The sequence below is a fragment of the Enterocloster lavalensis genome (genome assembly GCF_046603895.1).
GTDB lineage: Bacteria > Bacillota > Clostridia > Lachnospirales > Lachnospiraceae > Enterocloster > Enterocloster lavalensis.
In genome coordinates, this window is the sequence record NZ_CP176637.1 from 6,194,838 (window position 1) to 6,221,443 (window position 26,606).

The 26,606-nt window shown below is 56.9% G+C and carries 21 protein-coding genes; 20 read left to right on the top strand and 1 reads right to left on the bottom strand.

Annotated elements, in window-relative coordinates; translation table 11 throughout:
- Nucleotides 1-88 precede the first annotated feature (88 nt).
- From ACK2JC_RS27835 to ACK2JC_RS27855, 5 genes are all read left to right on the top strand, one after another.
- Entirely contained in the window at nucleotides 89-1,102 is a 1,014-nt protein-coding gene (locus tag ACK2JC_RS27835; protein ID WP_320937735.1) for an SH3 domain-containing protein, read from the top strand.
- A 9-nt stretch (nucleotides 1,103-1,111) separates the two neighbouring features.
- Nucleotides 1,112-2,479 carry a M14 family zinc carboxypeptidase gene (locus tag ACK2JC_RS27840; protein WP_276850946.1) on the top strand — a complete coding sequence of 456 codons (1,368 nt, stop codon included), beginning with the start codon at nucleotides 1,112-1,114 and terminating at the stop codon, nucleotides 2,477-2,479.
- A 101-nt stretch (nucleotides 2,480-2,580) separates the two neighbouring features.
- On the top strand, nucleotides 2,581-3,504 hold the full coding sequence (locus tag ACK2JC_RS27845; protein WP_276850944.1) for a zinc ribbon domain-containing protein: 924 nt from the start codon (nucleotides 2,581-2,583) through the stop codon (nucleotides 3,502-3,504).
- A gap of 2 nt (nucleotides 3,505-3,506) precedes the next feature.
- Nucleotides 3,507-4,484 carry a M15 family metallopeptidase gene (locus ACK2JC_RS27850; protein WP_118753961.1) on the top strand — a complete coding sequence of 326 codons (978 nt, stop codon included), beginning with the start codon at nucleotides 3,507-3,509 and terminating at the stop codon, nucleotides 4,482-4,484.
- A 122-nt stretch (nucleotides 4,485-4,606) separates the two neighbouring features.
- Nucleotides 4,607-5,449, top strand: coding sequence for a mechanosensitive ion channel family protein (locus tag ACK2JC_RS27855; RefSeq protein WP_320937736.1), 843 nt, complete (start codon nucleotides 4,607-4,609; stop codon nucleotides 5,447-5,449).
- 45 nt (nucleotides 5,450-5,494) lie between these two features.
- Here ACK2JC_RS27855 and ACK2JC_RS27860 read toward each other — a convergent pair whose 3' ends face one another.
- On the bottom strand, nucleotides 5,495-6,856 hold the full coding sequence (locus ACK2JC_RS27860) for a GGDEF domain-containing phosphodiesterase (RefSeq protein WP_309471377.1): 1,362 nt from the start codon (nucleotides 6,854-6,856) through the stop codon (nucleotides 5,495-5,497).
- A 246-nt stretch (nucleotides 6,857-7,102) separates the two neighbouring features.
- Between ACK2JC_RS27860 and pyrH the strand changes: the two genes are divergently transcribed.
- The 15 genes from pyrH (at nucleotide 7,103) to ACK2JC_RS27935 (ending at nucleotide 26,522) form a co-directional block, all read left to right on the top strand.
- Nucleotides 7,103-7,804: a UMP kinase gene (gene pyrH / locus ACK2JC_RS27865; protein WP_107434720.1), complete on the top strand. Its 702-nt coding sequence runs from the start codon at nucleotides 7,103-7,105 to the stop codon at nucleotides 7,802-7,804.
- Between the two features lie 68 nt (nucleotides 7,805-7,872).
- Nucleotides 7,873-8,424: a ribosome recycling factor gene (frr, locus tag ACK2JC_RS27870; RefSeq protein ID WP_092360731.1), complete on the top strand. Its 552-nt coding sequence runs from the start codon at nucleotides 7,873-7,875 to the stop codon at nucleotides 8,422-8,424.
- A gap of 234 nt (nucleotides 8,425-8,658) precedes the next feature.
- On the top strand, nucleotides 8,659-9,381 hold the full coding sequence (locus ACK2JC_RS27875; RefSeq protein ID WP_092360730.1) for an isoprenyl transferase: 723 nt from the start codon (nucleotides 8,659-8,661) through the stop codon (nucleotides 9,379-9,381).
- Nucleotides 9,382-9,418: 37 nt separating this feature from the next.
- Complete coding sequence (locus ACK2JC_RS27880) at nucleotides 9,419-10,219, top strand: phosphatidate cytidylyltransferase (protein WP_092360729.1); 801 nt, start codon at nucleotides 9,419-9,421, stop codon at nucleotides 10,217-10,219.
- A gap of 66 nt (nucleotides 10,220-10,285) precedes the next feature.
- Complete coding sequence (locus tag ACK2JC_RS27885) at nucleotides 10,286-11,437, top strand: 1-deoxy-D-xylulose-5-phosphate reductoisomerase (protein ID WP_320937737.1); 1,152 nt, start codon at nucleotides 10,286-10,288, stop codon at nucleotides 11,435-11,437.
- Between the two features lie 25 nt (nucleotides 11,438-11,462).
- A complete protein-coding gene (rseP, locus tag ACK2JC_RS27890; protein WP_320937738.1) occupies nucleotides 11,463-12,512 on the top strand; it encodes an RIP metalloprotease RseP in 1,050 nt (349 codons plus the stop codon).
- 140 nt (nucleotides 12,513-12,652) lie between these two features.
- The gene (gene ispG / locus ACK2JC_RS27895; RefSeq protein ID WP_320938272.1) at nucleotides 12,653-13,801 is read left to right on the top strand and encodes a flavodoxin-dependent (E)-4-hydroxy-3-methylbut-2-enyl-diphosphate synthase; all 1,149 of its coding nucleotides are present in this window, start codon (nucleotides 12,653-12,655) and stop codon (nucleotides 13,799-13,801) included.
- Between the two features lie 13 nt (nucleotides 13,802-13,814).
- Nucleotides 13,815-14,165: an arsenate reductase family protein gene (locus ACK2JC_RS27900; RefSeq protein ID WP_118753956.1), complete on the top strand. Its 351-nt coding sequence runs from the start codon at nucleotides 13,815-13,817 to the stop codon at nucleotides 14,163-14,165.
- Between the two features lie 130 nt (nucleotides 14,166-14,295).
- The gene (locus ACK2JC_RS27905) at nucleotides 14,296-18,981 is read left to right on the top strand and encodes a PolC-type DNA polymerase III (protein WP_276850934.1); all 4,686 of its coding nucleotides are present in this window, start codon (nucleotides 14,296-14,298) and stop codon (nucleotides 18,979-18,981) included.
- Between the two features lie 138 nt (nucleotides 18,982-19,119).
- Nucleotides 19,120-20,295 carry a BMP family protein gene (locus tag ACK2JC_RS27910; protein ID WP_092360723.1) on the top strand — a complete coding sequence of 392 codons (1,176 nt, stop codon included), beginning with the start codon at nucleotides 19,120-19,122 and terminating at the stop codon, nucleotides 20,293-20,295.
- A 183-nt stretch (nucleotides 20,296-20,478) separates the two neighbouring features.
- Entirely contained in the window at nucleotides 20,479-22,032 is a 1,554-nt protein-coding gene (locus ACK2JC_RS27915) for an ABC transporter ATP-binding protein (protein WP_276953378.1), read from the top strand.
- A complete protein-coding gene (locus ACK2JC_RS27920; RefSeq protein ID WP_092360721.1) occupies nucleotides 22,032-23,129 on the top strand; it encodes an ABC transporter permease in 1,098 nt (365 codons plus the stop codon). Before ACK2JC_RS27915 ends, ACK2JC_RS27920 begins: the two co-directional genes overlap by 1 nt.
- Nucleotides 23,126-24,079: an ABC transporter permease gene (locus tag ACK2JC_RS27925; protein ID WP_007711277.1), complete on the top strand. Its 954-nt coding sequence runs from the start codon at nucleotides 23,126-23,128 to the stop codon at nucleotides 24,077-24,079. The genes ACK2JC_RS27920 and ACK2JC_RS27925 overlap by 4 nt, the downstream gene beginning before the upstream one ends.
- A 221-nt stretch (nucleotides 24,080-24,300) precedes the next feature.
- A complete protein-coding gene (locus ACK2JC_RS27930) occupies nucleotides 24,301-24,903 on the top strand; it encodes an N-acetyltransferase family protein (RefSeq protein WP_368271272.1) in 603 nt (200 codons plus the stop codon).
- Nucleotides 24,904-25,151: 248 nt separating this feature from the next.
- The gene (locus ACK2JC_RS27935) at nucleotides 25,152-26,522 is read left to right on the top strand and encodes a sodium-dependent transporter (RefSeq protein WP_368271270.1); all 1,371 of its coding nucleotides are present in this window, start codon (nucleotides 25,152-25,154) and stop codon (nucleotides 26,520-26,522) included.
- Nucleotides 26,523-26,606: the final 84 nt, after the last annotated feature.

Sequence of the window (26,606 nt, forward strand, 5' to 3'; positions counted from 1 at the left end):
CAGGGCGGGCAGCCGTGGTACGGCGTCCCGCCCGCGGTCTGTTTGCGGAGAGTGAAAAGAAGTTTTGATGGAGCGGAGGAAAAGGATCATGAAATACTGTAAGAAATGCGGCGCCCAGATGAAGGACAATGCCAAATTCTGCCCGTCCTGCGGGGCGGCTGGCGAGGCCGGATGGACGGCGGGGCAGGCGCCGCAGGGGGCGGCAGGGCAGCGGCCGCAGAAGCCGGTGGGGCAGCGGCCGCCAAAACCGGCGGCACAGCCCGGCGGCGCGTCCCCTGTGGAGAAGAAAAAGAAGAGCGCGGCGCCCTTTATTATCATCTGTCTGCTGCTGGTGGCAGCCATGGCCGGAGGAACCGCTTATTTTGTGTGGAGCAAGGGTAAGGACAAGGGCGCAGCGGCCCAGGTTGCGGACGGCGGCAGCGACGGATGGGGTTCTTCGGACGGCGACCGGAAGAAGCAGACGGAGGAGGAAGCGGACGGGAAGGAAACAACCGCCGCGGAGCAGGAAACCTCGGCGGCGGAGGCTGAAACGGAGCCGGAAACCACCGCGGCTGCTGTGGAGACCACGGTTTCCGATCAGACTCAGCCCGCGTCCACGGAGCAGCCGGAAGAAAATTCCCAGACAGCGCCGGAAACTCAGAGCACGGTCCCGGCCCAGGATCCGGGCGGCAATGGGGCGACGTATAAGACGATGTATGTGGTGAACTGCAACGAGTTTATCACCCTGCGGCCCGGCGATTTCACCACCTCCGGGGAAATCTGCAAAATTCCACTTGGAGCCAGCGTGAGCTATGTATCCACTGCCGGAAACGGATTTTATCAGGTGATTTACAACGGCCAGACCGGGTATGCCCTCGCCTCCTACCTCAGCGAGACTCCGGGAAGCGCTGTCGCCGGAGAAGCAGTGTATGACACGATGTATGTGGTAAACTGCAACGAGTTCATCACCCTGCGGACCAGCGATTCCACCAGCGCCGGTGAGATCTGCAAGATCCCCCTTGGAGCTGCCGTGAGCTACGTGTCCACAGCCGGAAACGGATTTTACAAGATCACCTATAACGGTTACACGGGTTATGCCCTGGCTTCATACTTAAGTTACTAGGAGGAAGCCATGTCTAAAACCGTATGGATCGCAGGAATCACCGCCGTCGTCCTGACAGCGGCGGTCTGCGCAGGAATCATTTTCGCAGCCTCCGCCGAATCTTCCGGCCGGACGGCGGTTTCCGGAGGGGAAGGGAAGGTGGAAATGGAGACGGAAATTCAACTGGCTGCCGCGGACCGGGAAACCCTGCAGGCCAGTGCGCCCGGGGAGAAGGCGGAGGGCCGGGCCGGGAATGCCGGACAAACGCCGGTCGAAGGCCAGAATGGGGGTATGGGACAGACAGACGGTGTAAACCAGGCCGGGAGCGCGGACCAAATGTCCGGCGCGGCCCAGACCGGAAACACCGGTCTGCCGGAAGGAATTTCGCAGGCCGGAGCAGAACAGGAGAGCGCCACGGCGCAGTCTGCCCCCGGTCCGGAAAATCAGGCGGAGCCGCCCGCGAAGTCGGCCCGGCCACAGGAGCTGATCGTGGATTCCGATCCGCAGATGTACACTTATGACCAGATGACCCGGGACCTTCAGGCCATGGAGGCCGGTTATCCGGACCTGGTCACACTGGAATCCCTGACGGATACGCCGGACGGGCGTTCTCTGTGGCATCTGGTGATCGGGGACCCGGAGAAGGCCGGACGGCACATTCTGGTGACAGCTTCCATCCATGCGCGGGAATACATGACCACCCAGCTGGTGATGAAGCAGACGTCCCAATTTCTGGGAAATATTCAGAATTACCCGGGGATCACGGAGGGAACCACAGCGTTCCATGTGGTGCCCATGATCAACCCGGACGGCGTGTCCATCAGCCAGATGGGGCTGGACGGCTGTCTGACGGAAGAAACCCGGGAACGGGTGCTGGAGATCAGCCGCCTGGACGGCGCCCAGGATATGAACGCTTACCTGCGGCGCTGGAAATCCAACTCCCGCGGCGTGGATTTGAACCGTAACTTCGATGCCCTCTGGGAGAGCTACAACGACGGCCTGGGACGGCCCAGCGCGGACCATTACAAGGGAACCGCTCCCGGAAGCGAGCCGGAAGCGGCAGCCCTGATCGCCCTGACGGAGCGCTATCCATTTGCGCGCACGGTCAGCTATCACACGCAGGGAAATGTGATCTACTGGTATTTCGGCCAGACCGGGGAGTTAAAGGAGGCGACCAGGGCGCTGGCCAATCAGGTGGGCGCGCTGACCGGTTACCCCACGGATGCCAACTACGAGAAGCTGGACCCCGCCGGTTACAAGGATTGGGCGATCTCCAAGAAGGGGATTCCCAGCCTGACCATCGAGGTGGGAACGGAAACGTCGCCGGTGCCGCCATCCCAGTTTCAGGCGGTCTGGCGGGCCAATATAGGTGTGTGGGACGTGCTTCTGCAGGAGTGAGGACCGCGTTATAACACGCCGCAGCGTTTTTTTACGGAAACGGGTGAACCGGCGGCGTAAGCCGCAGGTGGCCATACCATCAGAAAAAGGAGAAAACAGGAATGTTTTGTAAAAATTGCGGAACTCCAATGAAGGACGGAGCGAAATTCTGTCCCAAGTGCGGGGCGAGACAGGAGGCTGCGAACCAGGGGAGAATGGAGCAGGCATCCACAGCGGCTCCTTCCCCCAAAAAGCCGGATAAGCCCAAAAAGAAATTCCCCATTTGGCTGCTAATTATCCCCATCTGCCTTGTGATTGGCATCCTGGCCGCGTTTATGGCGCCGAAGGTGTTGGACGCCATTTCCGGCAAGGGTGGGACCGAGACTGAAATTGCCGAAGATGAGGACAAGAACTGGGATTCCGGCAAGAAGGAGGACGACGAGCCGGAGAAAAAGGAGGAGACCGAAGCCTCTGAGACGGAGACAAGCGCCGAAGAGACGACGCCCGCGCAGACCGAGGAGGAAACCACGGCCGCACAGACCACGGCCGCCGCTCCCGAAACCACCTCAGCGTGGCTGCTGGACGGTTCCCCGGACCTGACCGGTTACGCCAGAGTCGGCATCATCCAGTCCGGCTCCACCTCCAACATTGAGCAGGAGAATAATCAGAACGGGCCGGAGATGGCCGTGGACGGGGATGAGGTCACCTCCTGGCAGGAAGGGGTGGAAGGCCCGGGCATCGGCGAGACGATCTACTACAAGCTGGATCAGGAGCAGCCCATCACCTACCTCACATTTAAGCTGGGCAACTGGCGCAATGACAAGTATTTTTACGGGAACAACCGCCCCAGAACCCTGACCATCACGCTGGACGACTATTCCTTCCAGATTACCTTCCCGGCGGAACAGCGGGAGTATGTGGTGCAGGTGGACCCGCCCTATCCGGCCAGCTATATCGAGTATCGGATCGACGATGTCTACAAGGGTTCCTCCTACGACGATACCTGTATCGCGGAGCTGGGGATGTACTGTAAGGTAGGGGAGTGACCATGAGACAGAGCAGAAGAAGAAACCGGAACCATTTGGTTTCGGGACTCATCGGGGCCGCAGGGGTCGGCCTCCTGGTTTCCGCGATCTTTTTGGGAGCCAGGGTGTCCGCTCTGAACGGACAGATGGAACGTATGAGCGCGGAAAACGCCAGTCTCATGGAAGTCTCCCGGGAGGCGGACGGCATGAGAGCGGAAATGGAATCCAGCCTGGAGGCTGAGCGCCTGGCCGCGGCCAGGGCGTCCTCGGAGGCGGAGACATCGGAGCCGGAGACCACGCAGCCGCCGGAAACCGAGCCGCCCAAGTGGGAGACTCTGGACGGGGTGGCGGCCGGAACTGTGGTGACCAGCCGGGAACTGGACATGGACCATCTGGAGAAATATTTCCAGGCCTATGAGATTAAGACAGAGGGCGCCGTTTACGGCAGGATCAACGGGAAGTCCTACCGGGACAACCCGGATGTGGCTCTGAGCGACCTGCGGTATTTAAAGGTGCTGCATTACAACTTTAACCATGAACTCCAGGTGGGCGAGATCATTGTGAACAAAGGGCTGGCTGACGAGGTGCTGGAGATTTTCCGGGAGTTCTACGACGCGGAGTACGAGATTCAGTCCATGCATCTGGTGGACAACTACTGGACCGGCGACGGGGAGAGCTCCGACTCGGCCTCCATCGACAAGAACAACACCTCGTGCTTCAATTACCGCCCGGTGACGGGAGGAGGGAAGCTCTCCAACCACGCCTACGGCTTTGCCATCGATATCAACCCGCAGCAAAATCCCTACGTCTCCTACCGGGACGGAAAAGCCCGCTGGTCCCACGAGAACGCCAACGATTACATTGACCGGAGCACCGGCCTGCCCCACGTGATTACCCACGAGGACCTGGCCTTCAAGGTCTTTTCGGCCCACGGTTTTTCCTGGGGAGGGGATTGGAACAATCCCAAGGATTACCAGCATTTTGAGAAGAAATTGTACTAAATTAAATTCCGGAAATTTGCCTTTAAAGCCCGGGACATGTGTTGGAATATGCCCCGGGTTGTAATATCGGATGAAATGTTGTATACTGGGACCGTTAAACTCAGTGTGAAAGGAAGAACATTTTGGAGATTATTTTAATTAAGCTTGCGATTATTATCGCGCTCTGGTTTGTGGGCATGCTGGTGCTGAATAAGACGTTCAGCATGATTTTAAAGCGCAACGAGCAGATCCATATCAAATTTCTGCGCAGCATCTCCAAGGCCATCCTGACCATCATCGCGTTTATCTGTGCCAGCGGCCTGTTCAACACCACCAAGACCCTCAGCGCCACCCTGCTGACCAGTTCCTCGCTGCTGGTGGCCATCGTCGGTTTTGCGGCCCAGCAGGTTCTGGCCGACGTGGTAAGCGGCGTCATGCTCAGCTGGTCGCGGCCCTTCAACCTGGGGGAGAAGGTGAACATCAGCAGCCTGGGAATTTCCGGTATCGTGGAGGATATGACGGTGCGCCACACCGTGATCCGCACCTACCACAACAGCCGTATGATCATCCCCAACAGCGTGATCAACAAGGCCATTGTGGAGAACAGCAATTATAATAACGATTACATCGGCAATTACATGGAGATTTCCGTGAGTTACGAGAGCGATCTGGAAAAAGCCATTGAGATTATGCAGCGCACCATCTCCGAACATCCGCTGGTGATGGACGTTCGGGCCAACAAGGAGGAGGGGGATAAAGTCAAGGTGTCCGTGAAGGAACTGGGGGAGGACGGAATCATCCTCAAGTCCACGGTGTGGACCCAGAACATCGACGACAACTTCGCGGCCTGCAGCGACATCCGCAGGCTGATCAAGCAGCACTTTGACGCGGCGGGAATCCAGATCCCCTACCGGCATCTGCAGGTGGTGATGGACCAGACTGCGGAGAACACATCCGGCGAACCATCAGAAGAGGCAGGTCATTGAGACCTGCCTCCGGCTATTTATTGTAGGATCCGCTGTCACCCGCCGTCACCGCTTCAGTTTTAATTTCTCTTCCTCGATGGTGAGGCGGGATTCCTCCAAAGACGTGCCGATCACCTTCATCAGCACATCCTGGTTCATGGTGGGAGCGTAGTAGAAGCCCTGCTGGTATTCGCAGCCGAACTTGTTCAGGGCGTTTAACTGGTTCTCCGTCTCCACGCCCTCTGCGATGATATGCAGTCCAAGATCCCTGGCGATCTGAATCAGTCCGCCGAAAATGCTGGCGGAGCGCGGTTCCGTCTCCAGCTGCCACACGAACATGCGCTCCAGCTTCAGCGTCTGCACCGGCAGGTCCAGGATGCTGGAGATGGGGGTATATCCGGAGCCGAAGCCGTTGAGCACCAGCTCCACGCCCATATCGGAGAGCTCCTGCATGATGATGTTGATATTTAAGTAAGCGGAGCCAAGGGCGCTCTCGTCCAGCTCCAGGGCCAGCTTCCCGGCCGGTATGTGATAGCTCTCCATGATGCGGGACACCTCGTCCAGGAAATTCTCCTGGAGGAACAGAATGGGCGACACCGGCATGCAGATGGAGTCAAATTCCTTTCCGGCTTCCATCAGCTCCGCGATGCAGCGTCCTACCTGCTCCAGGCCGTAATAGCCGATGGCGCGGATCTGCCCGGAGTCCTCCGCGATGGGCAGGAACTCGCCGGCGCCGATGAGACCGATTCCCTGGATGAATACGCGCATGTAAAAGTCCGCTCTGGTAAAGCGGCCGGTATTCAGATTGTAGGTGGGACGGTAGCGCACCTCGATCTCGTGGTTTTCCAGGGCCGTCTGCAGATAATGCGCAATGGCCTGTTTGCGCATGAACTGCGTGTGCAGCACGCTGTCGTAGACCGCCAGCTGGTTGGGGCCGGACTCAGAGGCGCTGGACACCGCGAGATCCAGGCGCTTTAACAGCTCATCCGTCGTCTGAGCGTGTCCCGGATAGGAACAGAGTCCGATCTGAGCGGAGCAGAGGCAGTCGATCCCATTGATGGTCCAGACGTGATCAAAACGTTCCAGAATCTCGTCGCCAAGCTCAGAAGCGCGTCCCTCTGAGAACTGTTCCAACACGAGTATGAACTCCACGCCGATGTGGCGGTAAACATTGCCGCCCGCAGTCCCGCTTAAATAGGCGGTGATTTGACCGAGCAGCTCCTCGCAGTAATCGTATCCGAAAATCTTGTTCAGATGTTTGAAATTTTCCAGATAGAGCTTCATGACGACGCCTTTGGAAGCAGGACCCGCCGACATGATCTCATCCAGCTTGCCGCGGACTCCCCCGGCGGCCTCAGTCCGGGGAACGGCCGCCTCTACCTCCGGCTGTTCAACCGCCTTCTTTTTTTTATTCTGAAACCAATCCACGGAAAATCCTCCTTTGTCTGTTTTGTCTATTAGCCCTATTATATTACATATCTCCCCAAATCTCAAAGAGAAATTGTAAAATGTTTCGACAAATATGAAAAAATAACAGAAAACAATTAAAAGTTTTCTTTTTCTTTGCAAAATGAGGGAGATATGGTATAATGTCCACAGGCATTATACCGCCCAAATCGTGTGCATGACGGCACACGTCTTAAAAACTCAATTACAAGGGAGATTCACATCAGTATGAAAATGAATCGCGTATTTTTGAAATTAAGCGGCGAGGCGCTCGCCGGTCCCAAACACACGGGATTTGACGAGGACACGGTAAAGGAAGTGGCCCGTCAGGTAAAGCTTTCCGTGGACGCGGGCGTACAGGTGGGCATCGTCATCGGCGGAGGCAATTTCTGGCGCGGGCGCACCAGCGAGGCCATCGACCGCACCAAGGCGGACCAGATCGGCATGCTGGCCACGGTGATGAACTGCATCTATGTGTCCGAGATTTTCCGCAATGCGGGGATGAAAACCCAGATTCTGACGCCCTTTGAGTGCGGCTCCATGACCAAGCTGTTCTCCAAGGACCGGGCCAACAAATACTTTGAGCACGGTATGGTCGTGTTCTTTGCCGGGGGCACCGGACATCCCTATTTCTCCACGGATACCGGAATCGCTCTGCGGGCCATTGAGATGGACGCGGACTGTATTCTGTTAGCCAAGGCCATCGACGGCGTTTACGACAGCGATCCCAAGGTAAATCCGGCTGCGAAGAAATACGACACCATCACAATTCAGGAAGTCATCGACAAGCAGCTGGCAGTGGTGGATCTGACCGCCTCCATCATGTGCATGGAGCATCGGATGCCAATGGCGGTGTTCAGTTTAAATGAGCCGGACGGCATCGCCAACGCCATGCAGGGCCGGATTAACGGCACCATCGTGACCGCGTAAATGCAATTTTAAACATCCGAACTTAAACTTAATTCGCGGCTAATACCGCATGAAATCAGGAGGAGCGTATGGAAGAATTAAAAAAATATGAGGAAAAGATGAACAAGACACTGGTCGTGCTGGAAGAAGAGTTCGGCGCCATCCGCGCAGGACGGGCCAACCCCCATGTGCTGGACAAGATCAAGGTGGACTACTACGGCACCCCCACGCCCCTTCAGCAAGTAGGCAATATTTCCGTGCCCGAGGCCAGAATGATTGTGATTCAGCCCTGGGAGAAGAGCCTGATCAAACCCATCGAGAAGGCGATCCTCACCTCTGAGCTGGGAATTAACCCCAACAACGACGGCAACGCGATCCGTCTGATTTTCCCGGAGCTGACCGAGGACCGCAGAAAAGAGCTGGCTAAGGACGTCAAGAAAAAAGGCGACCAGGCCAAGGTAGCCATCCGCAACATCCGCCGGGATGCCATGGACGCGTTCAAGAAGATGGAGAAGAGCGGCGACATGAGCGAGGACGACCGCGATCTGGCGGAGGAGAAGATGCAGAAGCTCACCGACAAGATGGTCGAGAAGGTCGACAAAGCGGTGGAGACAAAAACCAAGGAGATCATGACCGTTTAAGGCGGTCAGGGGACCGATTTCAATCATACAAAAGCGGGGGGCAGGCGGACACCTGCTCCCTTATTGAATGTGATGAGCCGCGGGCGCGGCCCGTGGGTGATCGCGGAATGTGATGAGCTTCGGGTATGGCCCGTGGGTGATCGCGGAATGTGATGAGCTTCGGGCGCGGCCCGTGGGTGATCGCAGAATCTGGCGGGCCGCCGGGGCGGCCTGATAGAAAGGTGAACAGAAGATATGGCATTGGATGAACAAATGGTAATTCCGCAGCATGTGGCCCTGATTCTGGACGGAAATGGTCGCTGGGCAAAAAAACGCGGACTGCCCAGAACCATGGGACACAAGGAGGGCTGCGTTACCGTAGAGAAAACGGTGGAGATCGCGGCCCGAATGGGAATCCGCTATCTGACCGTGTACGGCTTTTCCACAGAGAACTGGAAGCGCTCCTCCGACGAGGTGGGCGCCCTGATGCAGCTGTTTCGTTTTTATATGGTGCGTCTGCTGAAAATTGCCTCCGCCAACAATGTGCGGGTGAAAATGATCGGCGACCGCACCCGTTTTGACCGGGATATCATCGAAGGGATCAACCGCCTGGAGTCCGAGACAAAGGACAATACGGGCCTGACCTTTGTGATCGCGGTCAATTACGGCGGCCGGGACGAGATACGCAGGGCGGCGAAGCGGCTGGCCCAGGACTGCGCGGCCGGGAAGGTGGACGCGGATCAGATCGACGAGGCCACATTTGCTTCCTATTTAGATACGGCGGACATGCCGGACCCGGATCTGCTCATCCGCACCAGCGGCGAGCTGCGCCTGTCCAACTATCTGCTGTGGCAGCTGGCCTACACCGAGATCGTGGTGACCGATTGCCTGTGGCCGGATTTCAATAAAGAGGAATTGGAAAAGGCTATTGTGCAATATAATAGGAGAGAACGGCGGTTCGGCGGCGTAAAGGGCTGACAAGAGATAAAATGGAGGATGCGGAAAGGAGAACACCATGTTTACAACACGGTTAATCAGTGGAATCATACTGGTGGCCATCGCCATCGTGGTGGTGGGGCAGGGCGGCGCGCTGCTCTTTGCCGTCACGGCAGCCATATCCCTGGTAGGACTCTTCGAACTGTACCGCGTACTGGATATACACAAAAAGCCCCTGGCCCTTATCGGCTACGGAACTGCGGTTTCCTACTATGGAATTCTGTGGTTTGAGGGGCAGCAGTACATTACGCTGATGATCATTGCCTCCCTGATGCTATTGATGGCGGTGTATGTGTTTACATTTCCCAAGTACCGGACAGAGGAGATCACAGGCGCGTTTTTCGGCGTCTGTTATGTGCCGGTGATGCTCAGCTTCCTGTATCAGACCCGGGTGATGGACGACGGCGCGTTTCTGGTGTGGCTGATTTTTTTAAGCTCCTGGGGCTGCGATACCTGCGCTTACTGCAGCGGCATGCTTTTGGGAAAACACAAGCTGGCTCCGGTGCTGAGCCCGAAGAAATCCGTGGAGGGAGCGGTGGGCGGCACGCTGGGAGCGGCGGCCCTGGGCCTCATTTTCTCCACCGTATTCGGCGGCCACATGGCGCAGATCGAGAATCCGCAGCTGGCCTGCACGCTGGCCTGCGCCATTGCGGCCGTGATCTCACAGGTTGGGGACCTGGCGGCTTCGGCTGTCAAGCGAAACCACAATGTGAAGGATTACGGGCATCTCATACCGGGCCACGGCGGAATCATGGACCGGTTCGACAGCATGATTTTTACGGCTCCGGCGATCTATTTCGCGCTCACTTTCTTAAAGTGAACGGGAAATGGATTGCCCGGACTTTTTGCGTTTAAGATACCGTTATAACAGGAGATAATAAAACATATGAAGAAGATTGCGATACTGGGTTCCACCGGCTCCATCGGTACCCAGACTCTGGAAATTGTGCGGTACAACCGCGATATTCAGGTGACGGCGCTGGCAGCTGGCAGCAACATCGGCCTGCTGGAAGAGCAGATACGGGAATTTGCGCCCAAGGTGGCCTGCGTTTGGGATGAAGCCAGGGCGGCTGAGCTGCGGGTAAAGGTGGCGGATCTGGAGGTTAAAGTGGTTTCCGGAATGGACGGACTGATCCAGGCGGCCACGGAGCCGGAGGCGGAGATCGTGGTGACGGCCGTGGTGGGTATGATCGGTATCCGCCCCACCATCGCGGCCATGGAGGCGGGCAAGGACATTGCCCTGGCCAACAAGGAGACCCTGGTGACGGCAGGTCATATTATCATGCCCTTAGCTAAGGAAAAAAATGTAAAAATACTGCCGGTGGACTCTGAGCACTCTGCGATTTTTCAGAGTCTCCAGGGGGCGGCGGGCAACCCGGTGGCAAAGATCCTTTTGACCGCCTCCGGCGGCCCCTTCCGGGGGCGCACCAGGGCGGAGCTGGCCGATGTGAAGGTGGAGGACGCCTTAAAGCATCCCAACTGGTCCATGGGCCACAAGATCACCATCGATTCCTCCACCATGGTCAACAAGGGCCTGGAGGTGATGGAGGCCAGATGGCTGTTCGGCGTGGAAATGGATCAGGTACAGGTGGTGATCCAGCCCCAGAGCGTGATTCACTCCATGGTGGAATTTGCGGACGGGGCGGTGATCGCCCAGCTTGGCACGCCGGACATGAAGCTCCCCATCCAGTACGCGCTGTATTATCCTGAACGGCGGTATTTGCCCGGAGGGCGCTTAAACTTCTGGGAGCTGTCTGAGATTACCTTTGAGAAACCGGATTTCGAGAATTTCCGCGGCCTTTCCCTGGCCTTCGAGGCGGGAACCGCGGGCGGATCCCTGCCCACCGTGTTCAACGCGGCCAACGAGCTGGCGGTGAGCCTGTTTCTGGACCGCAGGATCGGTTATCTGACCATCACAGACATGATCGAGAGCGCCATGAGATACCACAAGACGGTGCAGAATCCGGATGTGGACCAGATTCTGGCCGCAGAGCGGGAAACATATGAGTATATCAAAGCGAAGTGGGCTTTAAATTGAAGGAAAGAAAACAGGTGAAAGCAGAATGAGTTTTGTTGCAGCGGTGCTGATATTTGGTATCATCATAATGATTCATGAGTTCGGACATTTTTTGTTCGCCAAGCTGAACGGAATCGGCGTGATTGAGTTCTCCCTGGGCATGGGCCCCAGACTGTACAGTTTTGAGAAGGGCGGAACGCGCTATTCCATCAAAATACTCCCCTTTGGGGGCTCCTGCATGATGCTGGGAGAAGATGAGGAGAATTCGGACCAGTCTGCATTTAATAATAAATCCGTTTGGGCCAGGATTTCCGTGGTGGCCGCCGGTCCTATTTTCAATTTCCTGATGGCCTTTCTTCTGTCCATGGTGATCGTGGGTCTGACCGGCTACCAGCCGGCCACGGTGATGGAGGTGATGGACGGATATCCGGCCAAGGAAGCGGGGCTTTTACCCGGAGATTTGATCACGGAGATCAACGGCCGTAATATACACTCCAAGGATGACATCACGCTCTACATTCAGACGCACGCGGGCAAGACCATAACGGTGGAATACAAGCGCGCGGACGGAAACGGCGGAGTGGAGCGCCGCAGCGCGGTGATCGTTCCCCAATATTCTGAGGAGGACGGGGGATACCTTATGGGCGTGCGCTTCGACGGCGTAGCCAAGCCGGTCAGCGGCCTGGGCCAGCTGCTGGTGCACAGCGCGTATGAGGTAAAATATTGGATTCAGTACGTGTTTGACGCTTTTTATATGATGTTCCACGGGGAGGTGTCACTGAACGACCTCAGCGGACCGGTGGGAATCGTGACCACCATCGACGACACAGTGGACCAGGTGATCCCATACGGGAGAACCGTAGTGATTTTGACGCTGATCAATTTCTGCATCCTGCTCAGCGCTAACTTAGGCGTCATGAACCTGCTGCCCATCCCGGCACTGGACGGAGGACGCCTGGTGTTCCTGTTCATCGAGGCAGTGCGCGGAAAACCCATCGACAAGGAGAAAGAGGGCATGGTTCATATGGCGGGGATGATGCTTCTCATGGCGCTGATGGTGTTGGTTCTGTTCAATGATGTGAGAAAGCTGTTTTAGACCTTGTCCTAAGGGGTACCGGGCAGAGCCCGGTGGATTCCTTAGGACGGCCAGCGAATCCCTGGAAGTTTGAGAATAAAGGGGTACCAGGCAGAGCCTGGTGGATTCCTTAGGACGGCCAGCGAATCCCAGCAATTAGAATGTCAGGGGTACCAGACAAATCCTGCCAGGAACTTCACCGTTTCCAGATCAATTCGAAACAAGGAGACTACAACATGACAAGAGAACACACAAAGACTGTAAAAATCGGTAACCGCCTCATCGGTGGCGGCAACCCGGTGCTGATCCAGTCCATGTGCAATACAAAGACGGAGGATGTAAAGGCCACGGTCGCCCAGATCCTGCGCCTGGAACAGGCGGGCTGCGAGATCATCCGGGTGGCGGTGCCCACCATGGAGGCTGCGGCCGCGCTGAAGGAGATCAAGGAGCAGATCCACATCCCGCTGGTGGCGGATATCCATTTCGACTACCGGCTGGCTGTGGCCGCCATTGAGAACGGCGCGGATAAAATCCGCATCAACCCCGGAAATATCGGCTCCAGAGAGCGCATCAAAGCCGTGGTCGATAAAGCCGCGGAGCGGGGAATCCCTATCCGGGTGGGCGTGAACTCCGGCTCTCTCGAAAAGGAGATTCTGGCCAAATACGGCGGCGTCACCGCCGAGGGCCTGGTGGAAAGCGCCCTTGACAAGGTCGCCGTCATCGAGGACCTGGGATACCGCAATCTGGTGATCAGCATCAAGTCCTCAGATGTGATAATGTGCGTGAAAGCCCACGAACTGATCGCCCAAAAGACCGATTATCCCCTCCACGTGGGCATCACCGAGGCGGGCACTCTGACCAGCGGGAATATCAAGTCCTCCGTGGGCCTGGGGATCATTCTCTACCAGGGCATAGGCGACACCATCCGCGTGTCCCTCACCGGGGATCCGGTGGAGGAGGTGAAATCCGCCAAACTGATTTTAAAGACCCTTGGGCTGAGAACGGGCGGCATCGAGGTGGTGTCCTGTCCCACCTGCGGCCGCACCCGCATCGACTTGATCTCACTGGCAAACCAGGTAGAGACCATGGCGGCGGAATTTGACGAGTTAAACATCAAGCTGGCGGTTATGGGCTGCGTGGTCAACGGGCCGGGCGAGGCCAGAGAAGCGGATCTGGGCATCGCGGGCGGCGTGGGCGAGGGCCTTTTGATCCGCAGGGGCGAGATTATCCGCAAAGTGCCGGAGAACGAGCTTTTAAACGCCTTGCGGGCGGAGCTTTGCGCTCTTGCCGGGCGGAACGTCAACGAATAGGAGGAATATACAGATGTTGTTGATCGAATATCCCAAGTGCTCCACCTGCCAGAAGGCGAAGAAGTGGCTGGACGCCAAAGGCGCGGTATATGAGGACCGCCACATTGTGGAGCAGAACCCCACGGCTGAGGAACTGGCCCGCTGGTCCAAAGAGGGCGGTCTGCCTTTAAAGAAATTTTTCAATACCAGCGGTTTGAAATATAAGTCCCTGGGCCTTAAGGACAAGCTGGCGGACATGAGCGAGGAGGAGCAGTTAAAGCTGCTGGCCTCCGACGGGATGCTGGTAAAGCGCCCGATCCTGGTGGATGGGACCAGGGTGATTACCGGATTTAAGCCCGAGGCCTGGGAAGAATTTTTGGGTTGACGGAACGGACCGGATATAACAGGAGACGAGCGCAACAGACCGCCCGGGCATCGGCAGGCGACCCGTATTTACGACGGGACGGCAACCCGGACCGGACGGCTGTTTTGACTGAATAGAAAGAAGCATAAGCATGGCAAAACCGTTTTTTGAAGTATTTCCGGAGTTAAAGGTAACGGATCAGCTGCGCGGGCTCCTGAATCTGGTGCAGGTGGACAAAGTGACCAGCACCAGGGACAGAAGTCAGATCCGCGTGTATTTGAAGAGCCCCCGTCTGATTCACAAGAAAAATATCTACGATCTGGAAAAAGGTATCAAGGACCAGCTTTTTCCGGACAAACAGCTGGAGATCAAGGTCCTGGAAAAATATAATCTGTCGGAACAGTATACCCCCAGAAAGCTGCTGGAGATATACAAGGACAGCCTGCTTCTGGAGCTGAAGCACTACAGCATTGTGGAGTACAACATTTTCCGCAAGGCGGAGATTGAGTTCGAGGGCCAGGACCGGATGACGCTGACGGTGGAGGACACCATGGTGAACCGGGACCGGATCGGCGAATTAAAGCGCGTGCTGGAAAAGGTTTTCGCCGAGCGCTGCGGCCTGCCCATGGAGGTGAGCTACCGCTATGTGCCCGCCCAGGGCAGCAAGCTGCGAAAGCAGCTGGAAGAGCGGATGGAGGAGGAAGCCAGGGCCATTTACTGGAAGAACCACCGGGACGAGCTGGAAGCCATGGGCGAAGGCGGCCAGGCAGGCGCGCCCGCCGCTGTGGCGCTGGCTCAGTCCCCCACCGGCGGAGGCCAGGACTTTGTGGGCGGCGGCAACGATGCGGCTCCCTGGGACATGCTGCTCCAGCAGGCTGCCTCCGGCGATGTTGGCGGAGAGGGCTTAGAGACCATGGGCGCCAACCTGCCGGGCGTGCCGGGCGCTTCGCCCGCAGCGGCAGGCTCCGGGGCGGCGCCGGGGAATGCCAAGGCGGGAAATGGAAACGGCGGCATCTCCCAGGGCAAGGGCCGGGAGGGCCAGCTAAACAAAGGAGGACGCCAGCAGAAGGGCAGTTGGGGAAAGGACCGTGGAGGCTTCGGGGACCGGGGCTTTACGGTCAAAAAATCCAACAACCCGGAGGTGCTCTACGGCCGCGATTTCGAGGACGACTTCCTGGATATCGAGAAGATCGACGGGGAGATGGGCGAGGTGACCCTGCGGGGCAAGATCCTCACCTGCGAGAGCCGGGAGCTGCGCAGCGGCAAATTCATCCTGACCTTCGACATCTCGGACTTCACGGACACCATCAGCGTGAAAATGTTTGTGCGGCCGGAGCTGTTCGAGGAGGTCAAGGGCGTGATCAACGTGGGCTCCTTCATCCGCATCAAGGGCGTGACCACCATTGACAAGTTCGACGGAGAGCTGACCCTCGGCTCCATCGTGGGCATCAAGAAGTGCGATGATTTCACCAGCAAGCGCATGGACGGAAGTCTGGAGAAGCGGGTGGAGCTGCACTGCCATACCAAGATGAGCGACATGGACGGCGTCTCCGAGGTGAAGGATATCATCAAGCGGGCCAAGAAATGGGGAATGTCTGCCATCGCGGTGACGGACCACGGTTGTGTGCAGTCCTTTCCGGACGCCAACCACGCCCTGGACAAGGGAGATACCTTCAAGGTCATCTACGGCGTGGAGGGGTATCTGGTGGACGATACCAAGCAGCTGGTGGAGAATTCCAGGAACCAGAGTTTCGCCGATACATATGTGGTTTTTGACATCGAGACCACGGGCTTCAGCCCGGAGAAGAACCGGATCATTGAGATCGGGGCGGTGAAGGTGACGGACGGGAAGATCACGGATAAATTTTCAACCTTTGTGAACCCGGACGTGCCCATTCCATTTGACATTGAGAAACTGACCAGCATCAACGACGCCATGGTGCTGCCGTACCCCAAGATCGACGTGATTCTTCCCCAGTTTCTGGAATTTGTTGGGGACGCGGCGCTGGTGGCCCACAACGCCTCCTTTGACGTGGGATTTATCGGCCATTATGCGGAGAAGCAGGGCCTTGCGTTTAACCCCACGGTGCTTGACACTGTGACTATGGCCAGGCTGCTGCTGCCCAATTTAAACCGTTTTAAGCTGGACACGGTGGCGAAGGCCCTGAACATTTCCCTGGCCAACCATCACCGGGCGGTGGACGACGCTGGGTGTACGGCGGAAATATTCGCGGCTTTTGTGAAGATGCTGCGGGACCGGGACGTGGAGACCCTGGACCAGTTAAACTCCTTAAACGCCATGAACGAGGACACCATCCGCAAGCTGCCGACCTACCACGTGATCATTTTGGCGAAAAATGACATTGGCCGCATCAATCTCTACCGGCTGGTGAGCTGGTCCCACCTGACCTATTACGCCAGGCGGCCCAGGATTCCCAAGAGCGTGTTAAGCCAGTACCGGGAAGGGCTTCTCATCGGCTCGGCCTGCGAGGCGGGAGAACTGTACCAGGCCATGCTGCGGGGCGCTCCGGCCTCGGAGGTGGCGAGACTGGTGCATTTTTACGACTATCTGGAGATTCAGCCTCTGGGGAACAACTCCTTTATGCTGCGGGATGAGAAGAGTACGGTGAAAACCGAGGAGGATTTAAAAGAAATCAACCGCCGCATCGTGAACCTGGGGGAGCATTTCGGAAAGCCGGTCTGCGCCACCTGCGACGTGCATTTCCTGGATCCCCAGGACGAGGTGTACCGCCGGATTATCATGGCGGGACAGGGGTTTAAGGACTCCGACGACCAGGCGCCCCTTTACCTGCGCACCACCGAGGAGATGCTGGCGGAGTTCGACTACCTGGGACCGGATAAGGCCCAGGAGGTGGTGGTGACCAATACCCGGAAGATCGCGGATATGTGCGAGAAGATTTCCCCGGTGCGGCCGGACAAATGCCCGCCTGTGATCCCGGACTCGGACAAGACGCTGACCAAGATCTGCTACGACAGGGCCCACGAGATGTACGGCGAGGACCTGCCGAAGATCGTGGTGGACCGGCTGGAGCGGGAATTGCACTCCATCATCACCAACGGCTTCGCGGTTATGTACATTATCGCCCAGAAGCTGGTGTGGAAGTCCAACGAGGACGGTTACCTGGTGGGTTCCCGGGGATCGGTGGGCTCCTCCTTTGTGGCCACCATGTCCGGCATCACGGAGGTAAACCCTTTAAGCCCCCATTACCACTGTCCCAAATGCCGGTACTATGACTTTGACTCTGAGGAAGTGAAGAAGTTCTCCGGTATGGCCGGCTGCGATATGCCAGACAAGGCCTGCCCGGTGTGCGGGACGCCTCTTGAGAAGGACGGGTTCGATATTCCCTTTGAGACCTTCCTGGGATTCAAGGGGGACAAGGAGCCGGATATCGACTTAAACTTCTCCGGTGAGTATCAGAGTAAGGCCCACGACTACACGGAGGTTATTTTCGGCAAGGGCCAGACCTTCCGGGCGGGCACCATCGGCACCCTGGCGGACAAGACGGCCTACGGTTACGTGAAGAAATATTACGAGGAGCGGGGCAGCCGCAAGCGCAACTGCGAGATCAACCGCATCGTCCAGGGCTGTGTGGGCGTGCGCAGGACCACGGGACAGCACCCGGGCGGAATCATCGTGCTTCCCCTGGGGGAGGAGATCTACTCCTTCACGCCGGTCCAGCACCCGGCCAACGACATGACCACCTCCACGGTTACGACGCACTTTGACTATCACTCCATTGACCACAACCTGCTGAAGCTGGACATCCTGGGACACGATGATCCCACCATGATCCGAATGTTACAGGACCTGACGGGCATCGACCCGGTTAAGGATATCCCTCTGGACAGCCGGGAGGTCATGAGCCTGTTCCAGAGCACCGCGGCCCTGGGAATCACGCCGGACGACATCGGCGGGTGTCCCTTGGGAGCCCTTGGCGTGCCGGAGTTCGGTACGGATTTCGCCATGCAGATGCTCATCGACACCAAGCCAAAGTATTTCTCCGACCTGGTGCGGATCGCTGGACTGGCCCACGGAACAGACGTGTGGCTGGGAAATGCCCAGACTTTGATTCAGGAGGGCAAGGCCACCATTCAGACCGCTATCTGTACCCGAGACGACATCATGATCTATCTGATCGCCCAGGGGATGGACGAGGGCCTTTCCTTCACCATCATGGAGAGCGTGCGTAAGGGTAAGGGCTTAAAGGACGACTGGATCACCGAGATGACGGCCCACGGGGTGCCGGAATGGTATATCTGGTCCTGTAAAAAGATCAAATACATGTTCCCCAAGGCCCACGCGGCGGCCTATGTTATGATGGCCTGGCGTATCGCCTACTGCAAGATATTTTATCCCCTGGCCTACTACGCGGCATTTTTCAGCATCCGCGCCAGCGCATTTTCCTACGAGATTATGTGCCAGGGACGGGATAAGCTGGAATATTATCTGGCGGACTACAAGAAGCGGGCCGACACCCTGTCCAAGAAGGAGCAGGATACCCTGCGCGACATGAGGATCGTACAGGAAATGTACGCCCGCGGGTTCGATTTCATGCCCCTGGATATCTACCGGGCCAAGGCCAGGGATTTCCAGGTCATCGACGGCAAGATCATGCCCTCCTTAAGCAGCATCGACGGTCTTGGCGACAAGGCGGCGGAGGCGGTGGTGGACGCGGTGAAGGACGGAGCGTTCCTTTCCATCGAGGATTTCAGCAACCGCAGCAAGGTCAACGGCACCATCTGTACGCTGATGGCGGATCTGGGTTTGCTGCCGGACCTGCCCAAATCCAACCAGCTGTCCCTGTTCGACCTATAAAGGCCATGTACATTTATAGACAATTCTGGCAAAATATACGAAAATTCGGCTTATAGGTTGTAATAAAGTGGAATTTGTGGTAAATTAAAACCGTACTTACAACAGTATTTTAACAATCCAAAAGGAGGAAACGAGCTTATGAAGAAAACAGTATTGGCTCTGGCACTGGCAGCAGCAATGGTCGGTTCTCTGACTGCCTGCGGCGGCGGATCGAAGACGGAGTCCACGGCAGCCCCCACGGAGGCGCAGACCACCGCGGCTGAGAGCAAGGCAGAGGAGGCTACGACCGAGGCGGCCGCTTCGGAGCCTGCATCCGGCGGCTACGAGCTGGCGCTGGTGACGGACCTGGGAACCATCGACGACAAGTCGTTCAACCAGGGCGCCTGGGAGGGCTTAAAGAAATACGCGGAGGAGAACGGAATCTCCTATAAATATTACCAGCCCCAGGAGGGCACTACGGACTCTTACTTAGAGACCATCGGCCTGGCCATCGAGGGCGGAGCGAAGTTAGTAGTTTGTCCTGGATTCCTGTTTGAGGAGCCCATTTATATGGCCCAGGACAAGTATCCGGACGTGCACTTTATCCTGCTGGACGGCGAGCCCCACGACGCGGCCTACACCTACAAGACAAACGACAATGTGATGCCCATCCTGTTCCAGGAGGACCAGGCCGGTTTCCTGGCCGGATATGCGGCGGTAAAGGACGGTTATACCAAGCTGGGATTCATGGGCGGTATGGCGGTTCCGGCGGTTATCCGCTACGGTTACGGCTTTGTGCAGGGCGCGGAGTACGCGGCTGTTGAGGACGGCGTCACCGGCATAGAGATTATCTACAACTACACCGGCGCGTTTGCGGCTACCCCGGAGGCTCAGTCCATGGCGGCTTCCTGGTACCAGAACGGCACACAGGTGGTATTCGGCTGCGGCGGCGCGGTAGGCAACTCCGTGATGGCGGCTGCCCAGGAGAAGGGGGCCAAGGTGATCGGCGTGGACGTGGATCAGAGCAGTGAGTCCGATACTGTGATCACCTCCGCTATGAAGCTGCTCTCCAACTCTGTTTACGACGGCGTGAAGGATTTCTATGACGGCAGCTTCCCGGGCGGCAAGACCTCCGTGTTTACGGTAGCCAACAGCGGCGTGGGACTTCCGATGGAAACCTCCAAGTTTGAGAAGTTCAATCAGGAACAGTATGACGCCATCTACAAGAAGCTGGCGGACGGCGAGATCACGCTGATTCAGTTCTCCGAGGACAACAATGATCCCACCAAGGATCTGACGGAGCTGGCCAACACAAAGGTGACCTTTGTAGAGTAATCACTTCAATTTCATAATTTGCGGCAGAGATTTAGCAAGTCACACACAGGGTGCCGGCGCGTCCGGCACCCTGTGGTATTTCAGGCGATTTGTCCGGGCGCGGCCCGGGACCGCTCGCCTGCACCCTTCATCCCGCCGGGCGGTGGAGGACAGACAACCGGTTTTACACGAGAGGGGAACCGTATGGACAATTATATTATTGAGATGTTGGGCATCACGAAGGAATTTCCCGGTATCATTGCCAACGACAACATTACTCTTCAGTTAAAAAAAGGGGAGATACACGCGCTGTTGGGAGAAAACGGCGCAGGCAAATCCACCCTGATGAGCGTTCTGTTCGGCCTTTACCAGCCGGAGAAGGGCGTGATCCGGGTGAAGGGACAGGAAGTAAAGATCAAAGGGCCGCTGGACGCCAACGCCCTGGGAATCGGCATGGTTCACCAGCATTTTAAGCTGGTGCACAATTTTACCGTTTTGCAGAACATTGTTCTGGGGATGGAGACCGTAAAGCACGGTCTGCTGAAAATGGACGATGCCCGCAAAAAAGTGATGGAGCTCAGCGAGCGCTACGGGCTTTACATTGATCCGGATGCCCTGATTGAGGACATCACGGTGGGCATGCAGCAGCGGGTGGAGATCTTAAAGATGCTCTACCGCGACAATGAAATCATGATATTCGATGAGCCGACCGCGGTGCTGACGCCCCAGGAGATCGACGAGCTCATGCAGATCATGAGAAATCTGGTGGAGGAAGGGAAATCCATCCTTTTCATCACCCATAAGTTAGACGAAATCAAGGCGGTGGCGGACCGGTGTTCGGTTTTGCGCCGCGGTAAATATATCGGCACCGTGGATGTGGCTTCGGTGAGCAAGGAGGAAATGTCGGAGATGATGGTGGGCCGCAAGGTGAGCCTGACCGTGGAAAAGACTCCGGCGTCCCCCGGCAAGACCATCCTGGAGGTGGATCACATTTCCGTCAAGTCCCATCTGGAGGGACATACCAAGCTTCTGGTCAACGACGTGAGCTTTCAGGTGCGCAGCGGCGAGATTGTCTGCATCGCCGGGATCGACGGCAACGGCCAGACAGAGCTGGTCCACGCCATCACCGGTCTGGGCGCGATGAGCAGCGGTTCCGTCGCGCTGAACGGGGAGGATGTGACGAAAAAGACCATCCGCCACCGCAACACCCACGGCCTCAGCCATGTGCCGGAGGACCGCCACAAGCACGGGCTGGTGCTGGACTATAATCTGGCGTACAATCTGGTGCTGCAGCAGTATTTCGAGCCCAGATTCCAGAAGGCCAGTTTTCTGAAAAACGAAGAGATTTACAAGTACGCGGACCAGCTGATCGAACAGTACGATATCCGCAGCGGAGAGGGCGCGGACACGGTGGTCCGCAGCATGTCCGGCGGTAACCAGCAAAAGGCCATCGTGGCCCGGGAGATTGCCAGGGAGCATGACATTCTGCTGGCGGTCCAGCCGACCCGCGGTCTGGATGTGGGCGCGATTGAGTATATTCACCGGGAGCTGGTGAAGCAGCGGGACGCCGGGGCGGCGATTCTTCTGATTTCCCTGGAGCTGGACGAGGTGATGAATCTCAGCGACCGGATCCTGGTGATGTTTGAGGGCTCCATTGTGGCGGAGCTGGATCCCCAGGAGGTGACTGTCCAGGAGCTGGGACTCTACATGGCCGGATCCAAGCGGCAGGATATGGCGGGAAAGGCAGGTGAGGCTTGATGAGCGGACCAAAAAAGCGGGGTAAGCAAAACTATGTGGGCGTGCTGTCCTCCGTATTTGCCATTGTCATCGGACTTCTGGTGGGACTGGTGATTTTGGTAATCTGTAATCCGGCCCAGGCCCTGCCGGGTTTTGTCACCATTTTGACCGGAGCCCTGACCCACGGCCTCAAGGGAGTGGGGCAGGTGTTCTATTACGCAACCCCCATTATCCTCACCGGTCTGTCGGTCGGGTTTGCCTTCAAGACCGGACTGTTTAACATCGGCACTCCGGGCCAGTTTATTGTGGGAGCCTTTGCCGCCGTCTACGTGGGAATCATGTGGGATGGCCTGGGCAGCGTCCACTGGGCGGTCGCCCTGTTGGCTGCAGTGCTGGGCGGCGCCCTGTGGGGGCTGGTGCCGGGACTTCTGAAGGCGTATTTTAACGTGAACGAGGTGATTGCCTCCATCATGATGAACTACATCGGTATGTACCTGGTCAACTGGATCGTGAAAAGCTATAAACCCATGTTCAACAACATGCGCAATGAGTCGAAAAACGTGGCCGTCACCGCGCAGATTCCCAAGATGGGGATGGACAAGCTGTTCCCCGAATCCAGCGTGAACGGGGGTATCCTGATTGCCATTGTGACAGTGCTTCTGATCTGGGTGATCCTCAATAAGACCACCTTCGGCTATGAGCTGAAAGCCGTGGGACTCAACCGGGACGCCAGCAAATACGCGGGAATCAATGAGAAAAAGAGCATCGTGATGAGTATGGTGATCGCGGGCGCCATCGCGGGAATGGCCGGAGGGCTTTTGTACCTGGCGGGTACCGGAAAGCACATTGAGATCAAGGATGTGCTGGCCAGCGAAGGATTCACGGGAATCTCGGTGGCGCTTTTGGGACTGAGCCATCCCATCGGCGTGCTGTTCTCCGGACTGTTTATCGCTTACCTGACAGCAGGCGGATTTTATCTGCAGCTGTTTGAATTTTCCACGGAAATTATTGATATCATCGTGGCTGTGATTATCTACTTCAGCGCCTTTGCGCTGATTGTAAAGACCATCCTGACCCGGATCCGCAAGAACCGGGAGAAAGGAGGCGGACAGACATGAGTGTGATTTATTTCATATTCCAGCAGACGATGCTGTTCACCATCCCGCTGATGGTGGTGGCTCTTGGCGGCATGTTCTCCGAGCGCAGCGGCGTGGTCAATATCGCGCTGGAGGGAATCATGACCATGGGAGCATTTACGGGTATTCTGTTCCTCAACATGACAGGGGGCAGGATGAGCGGCCAGACCCAGCTGTTTCTGGCTATCCTGATTTCGGCGGCCACGGGCGCGGCCTTCGCCTTTTTCCACGCCTACGCGGCCATCAACATGAAGGCGGACCAGACCATCAGCGGCACGGCCCTCAACATGTTCGCCCCGGCCTTTGCGATCTTTGTGGCCCGTGTGATCCAGGGCGTGCAGCAGATTCAGTTTAACAACACCTTCCGCATTGAGTCGGTGCCGGTTTTGGGGCGGATTCCATTTCTGGGGCCGCTGCTGTTCCAGAACACCTACGTCACCACCTATCTGGGAATTTTGATTCTGATTGTATCCACGGTGGTGCTGTACCGGACCAGATTCGGACTGCGCCTGCGCTCCTGCGGCGAACATCCCCAGGCGGCGGACGCGGCGGGCATCAACGTGTACCGCATGCAGTACGCCGGGGTGCTGATTTCCGGGGTGTTGGGAGGTTTGGGCGGCCTGGTGTTTGTGGTTCCCACCTCCACTAATTTTAACGCGGATGTGGCCGGATACGGCTTCCTGGCCCTGGCGGTGCTGATCTTCGGACAGTGGAAGCCGGTGCGGATCATGTGGGCCTCCCTGTTTTTTGGGCTGATGAAGGCGGTGGCCGCTGCCTACTCCGGGATTCCGTTCCTGGCGGCCACGGGGATTCCCAGCTATGTGTACAAGATGATTCCTTATATTGCAACTTTGATTGTTTTGATCTTTACATCCAAAAATTCCCAGGCGCCCAGGGCGTCGGGCGTACCCTACGACAAGGGGCAGAGATAGGAGAGATCAAGCCGGATCGCAGCGCGCCCGAAGGAGGGCGCGGGGCGATCCGCTTTTTGCGGTCTGTAGGCCGGGGAGTGTGGGCGATCTGCTTTTTACAGCCCGCAGGCCGGAGTGTACGCGGGATTCGCTATTTGAAGCCCGCATACCCGGCAGCGCGCGGCGCAGTTTTTTTGAACTGCCCGGGTCCGCGAAAGGAAGAGAAAGAGGAGGAAAAGAAAATGGATCGGGTTAAAATACGCCCTGCGGTGGCAGCGGACGCTGCGGCGCTTCTGGAAATCTACGCGCCTTACGTCGTAAAAACGACCGTTACATTTGAGTACGAGGTGCCCGGGACGGATACATTTGCCGGGCGTATTGAGGCCATCGCGGCCGAGTATCCTTACCTGGTGTGCGAGATCGACGGCCGCATCGCGGCCTACGCTTACGGCCACCGCCATATGGAGCGGGCAGCTTACCAGTGGAACGCGGAACTCTCCGTGTACGTGGACCAGGGACAGTTCCGGCGGGGCATCGGCCGGGCGCTCTACCAGGCGGTGATGGAGATTTTAAAGCTCCAGAACATTCAAACGGTTTACGGCATCGTTACCTCGCCCAACGAAAACAGCGAGCGGCTCCACGCGGCTATGGGCTTTACAAAGCGCGCCCTGTTCCCGCAAATGGGCTACAAGTTTGGCTGGTGGCTGGACGTAGCCTGGTTTGAAAAGAACCTGGGCGGCCACGGGGAAGAGATGGAGCCTTTTAAGGCCATCGGCCTGGTTGATCCCGAAAACCTCACCCGGATTATGGAAAAATATGCCGGGGAGATCGCAAAATCGCTCTGAGAGCGGAATGGAAAACCGACGCGAAATTTGTCGTCCGGTGATTGACGTTTTCTGCTTTCCGTTATAGAATAACTGTAACTGTTCAGTAGGTCTGCGCACTTGCTGCGCTGACCGTACGAAAAACTAAGCTTGCAGGCAAAAATCCCATCGACGAAGTCGATTTTAAATGGATTTTTGCTCGTATCTGCGAAGGTACTGAACAGATACGAATAACGATAAAAAAAGAACAATGGGGGTTTATGAGTCCAATGGAACGAGAAAAATTTTCATCCAGGCTGGGATTTATTCTGATCTCGGCCGGCTGTGCGATTGGTTTGGGAAACGTGTGGCGTTTCCCATATATTGTGGGTAAATACGGCGGAGCGGCCTTTGTGCTGATCTATCTGCTGTTTCTCGTGGTGCTGGGCCTTCCCATCGTGGTCATGGAGTTCTCCGTGGGCCGGGCCAGCCGCAAAAGCGCGGCACTGTCCTTTGACGTGCTGGAGCCCAAAGGCAGCAAGTGGCATCTCGGGAAGGGAATCGCCATTGCCGGAAACTACATTCTGATGATGTTCTACACCACGGTGGGCGGCTGGATGATCCTGTATTTCTTCAAGATGATCAAGGGCGACTTTACCGGCTTGAGCGCGGAGGCCGTGGCCGGAGAGTTCGGCGGCATGCTGGCCAATCCGGGCCTTATGATGGTGTTTATGGTGATCACCGTGCTGATCTGCTTCGGCGTGTGCGCCCTGGGCCTGCAAAAAGGCGTGGAGCGGATCACCAAGGCTATGATGCTCTGCCTGCTGTGCCTGATGGTGGTATTGGCCGTGCATTCCGTGCTGTTAGAGGGCGGAAGCGAGGGCCTGAAGTTCTATCTGATGCCGGATTTTGGAAAAATGGTGGAGACCGGAATCGGCGAGGCGGTGTTCGCGGCTCTGGGACAATCCTTTTTTACCCTGAGCATCGGCATCGGCGCGCTGGCAATTTTTGGAAGTTATATTGGCAAGGAGCAGCGCCTGACCGGCGAGGCGGTCAATGTGACGGTTCTGGACACGCTGGTGGCGTTTATGGCGGGACTGATCATTTTTCCGGCCTGCTCCGCCTACAACATTGAACCCCAGGCGGGGCCGTCCCTGATTTTTATCACGCTGCCCAATGTGTTCAACCACATGGTCGGCGGCAGACTCTGGGGCACGCTGTTTTTCATGTTTATGTCCTTTGCCGCGTTCTCCACGGTGATTGCGGTGTTCCAGAACATCATTTCCTTTGCCACGGATCTCACCGGCTGCACCATCAAAAAAGCGGTGCTGGTGAACATTGTGCTGATTACCATCCTGTCCATCCCCTGCGTGCTGGGCTTTAACCTGTGGAGCGGTTTTATGCCGCTGGGGCCGGAAAGCACGGTGCTGGACCTGGAGGATTTTGTCCTCAGCAACAACCTGCTGCCCATTGGAAGTATGGTATACCTGGTATTCTGCACCAGCCGTTACGGTTGGGGCTTTAAGAATTTCCTGGCGGAAGCCAACGAGGGTAAGGGCTTAAAATTCCCGGCCTGGGCCAGGATTTATGTGAGCTATATCCTTCCCCTGATCGTGCTTCTGATCTTTATTCAGGGCTATTGGTCAAAATTTGCCGGATAATTGAATTGACTTTTTTGAAGCGATCCCGCTGCCTGCCGTCCAAAAACGGACAGGCCCGGGATCGCTTTTTGCTTGAATGCAATG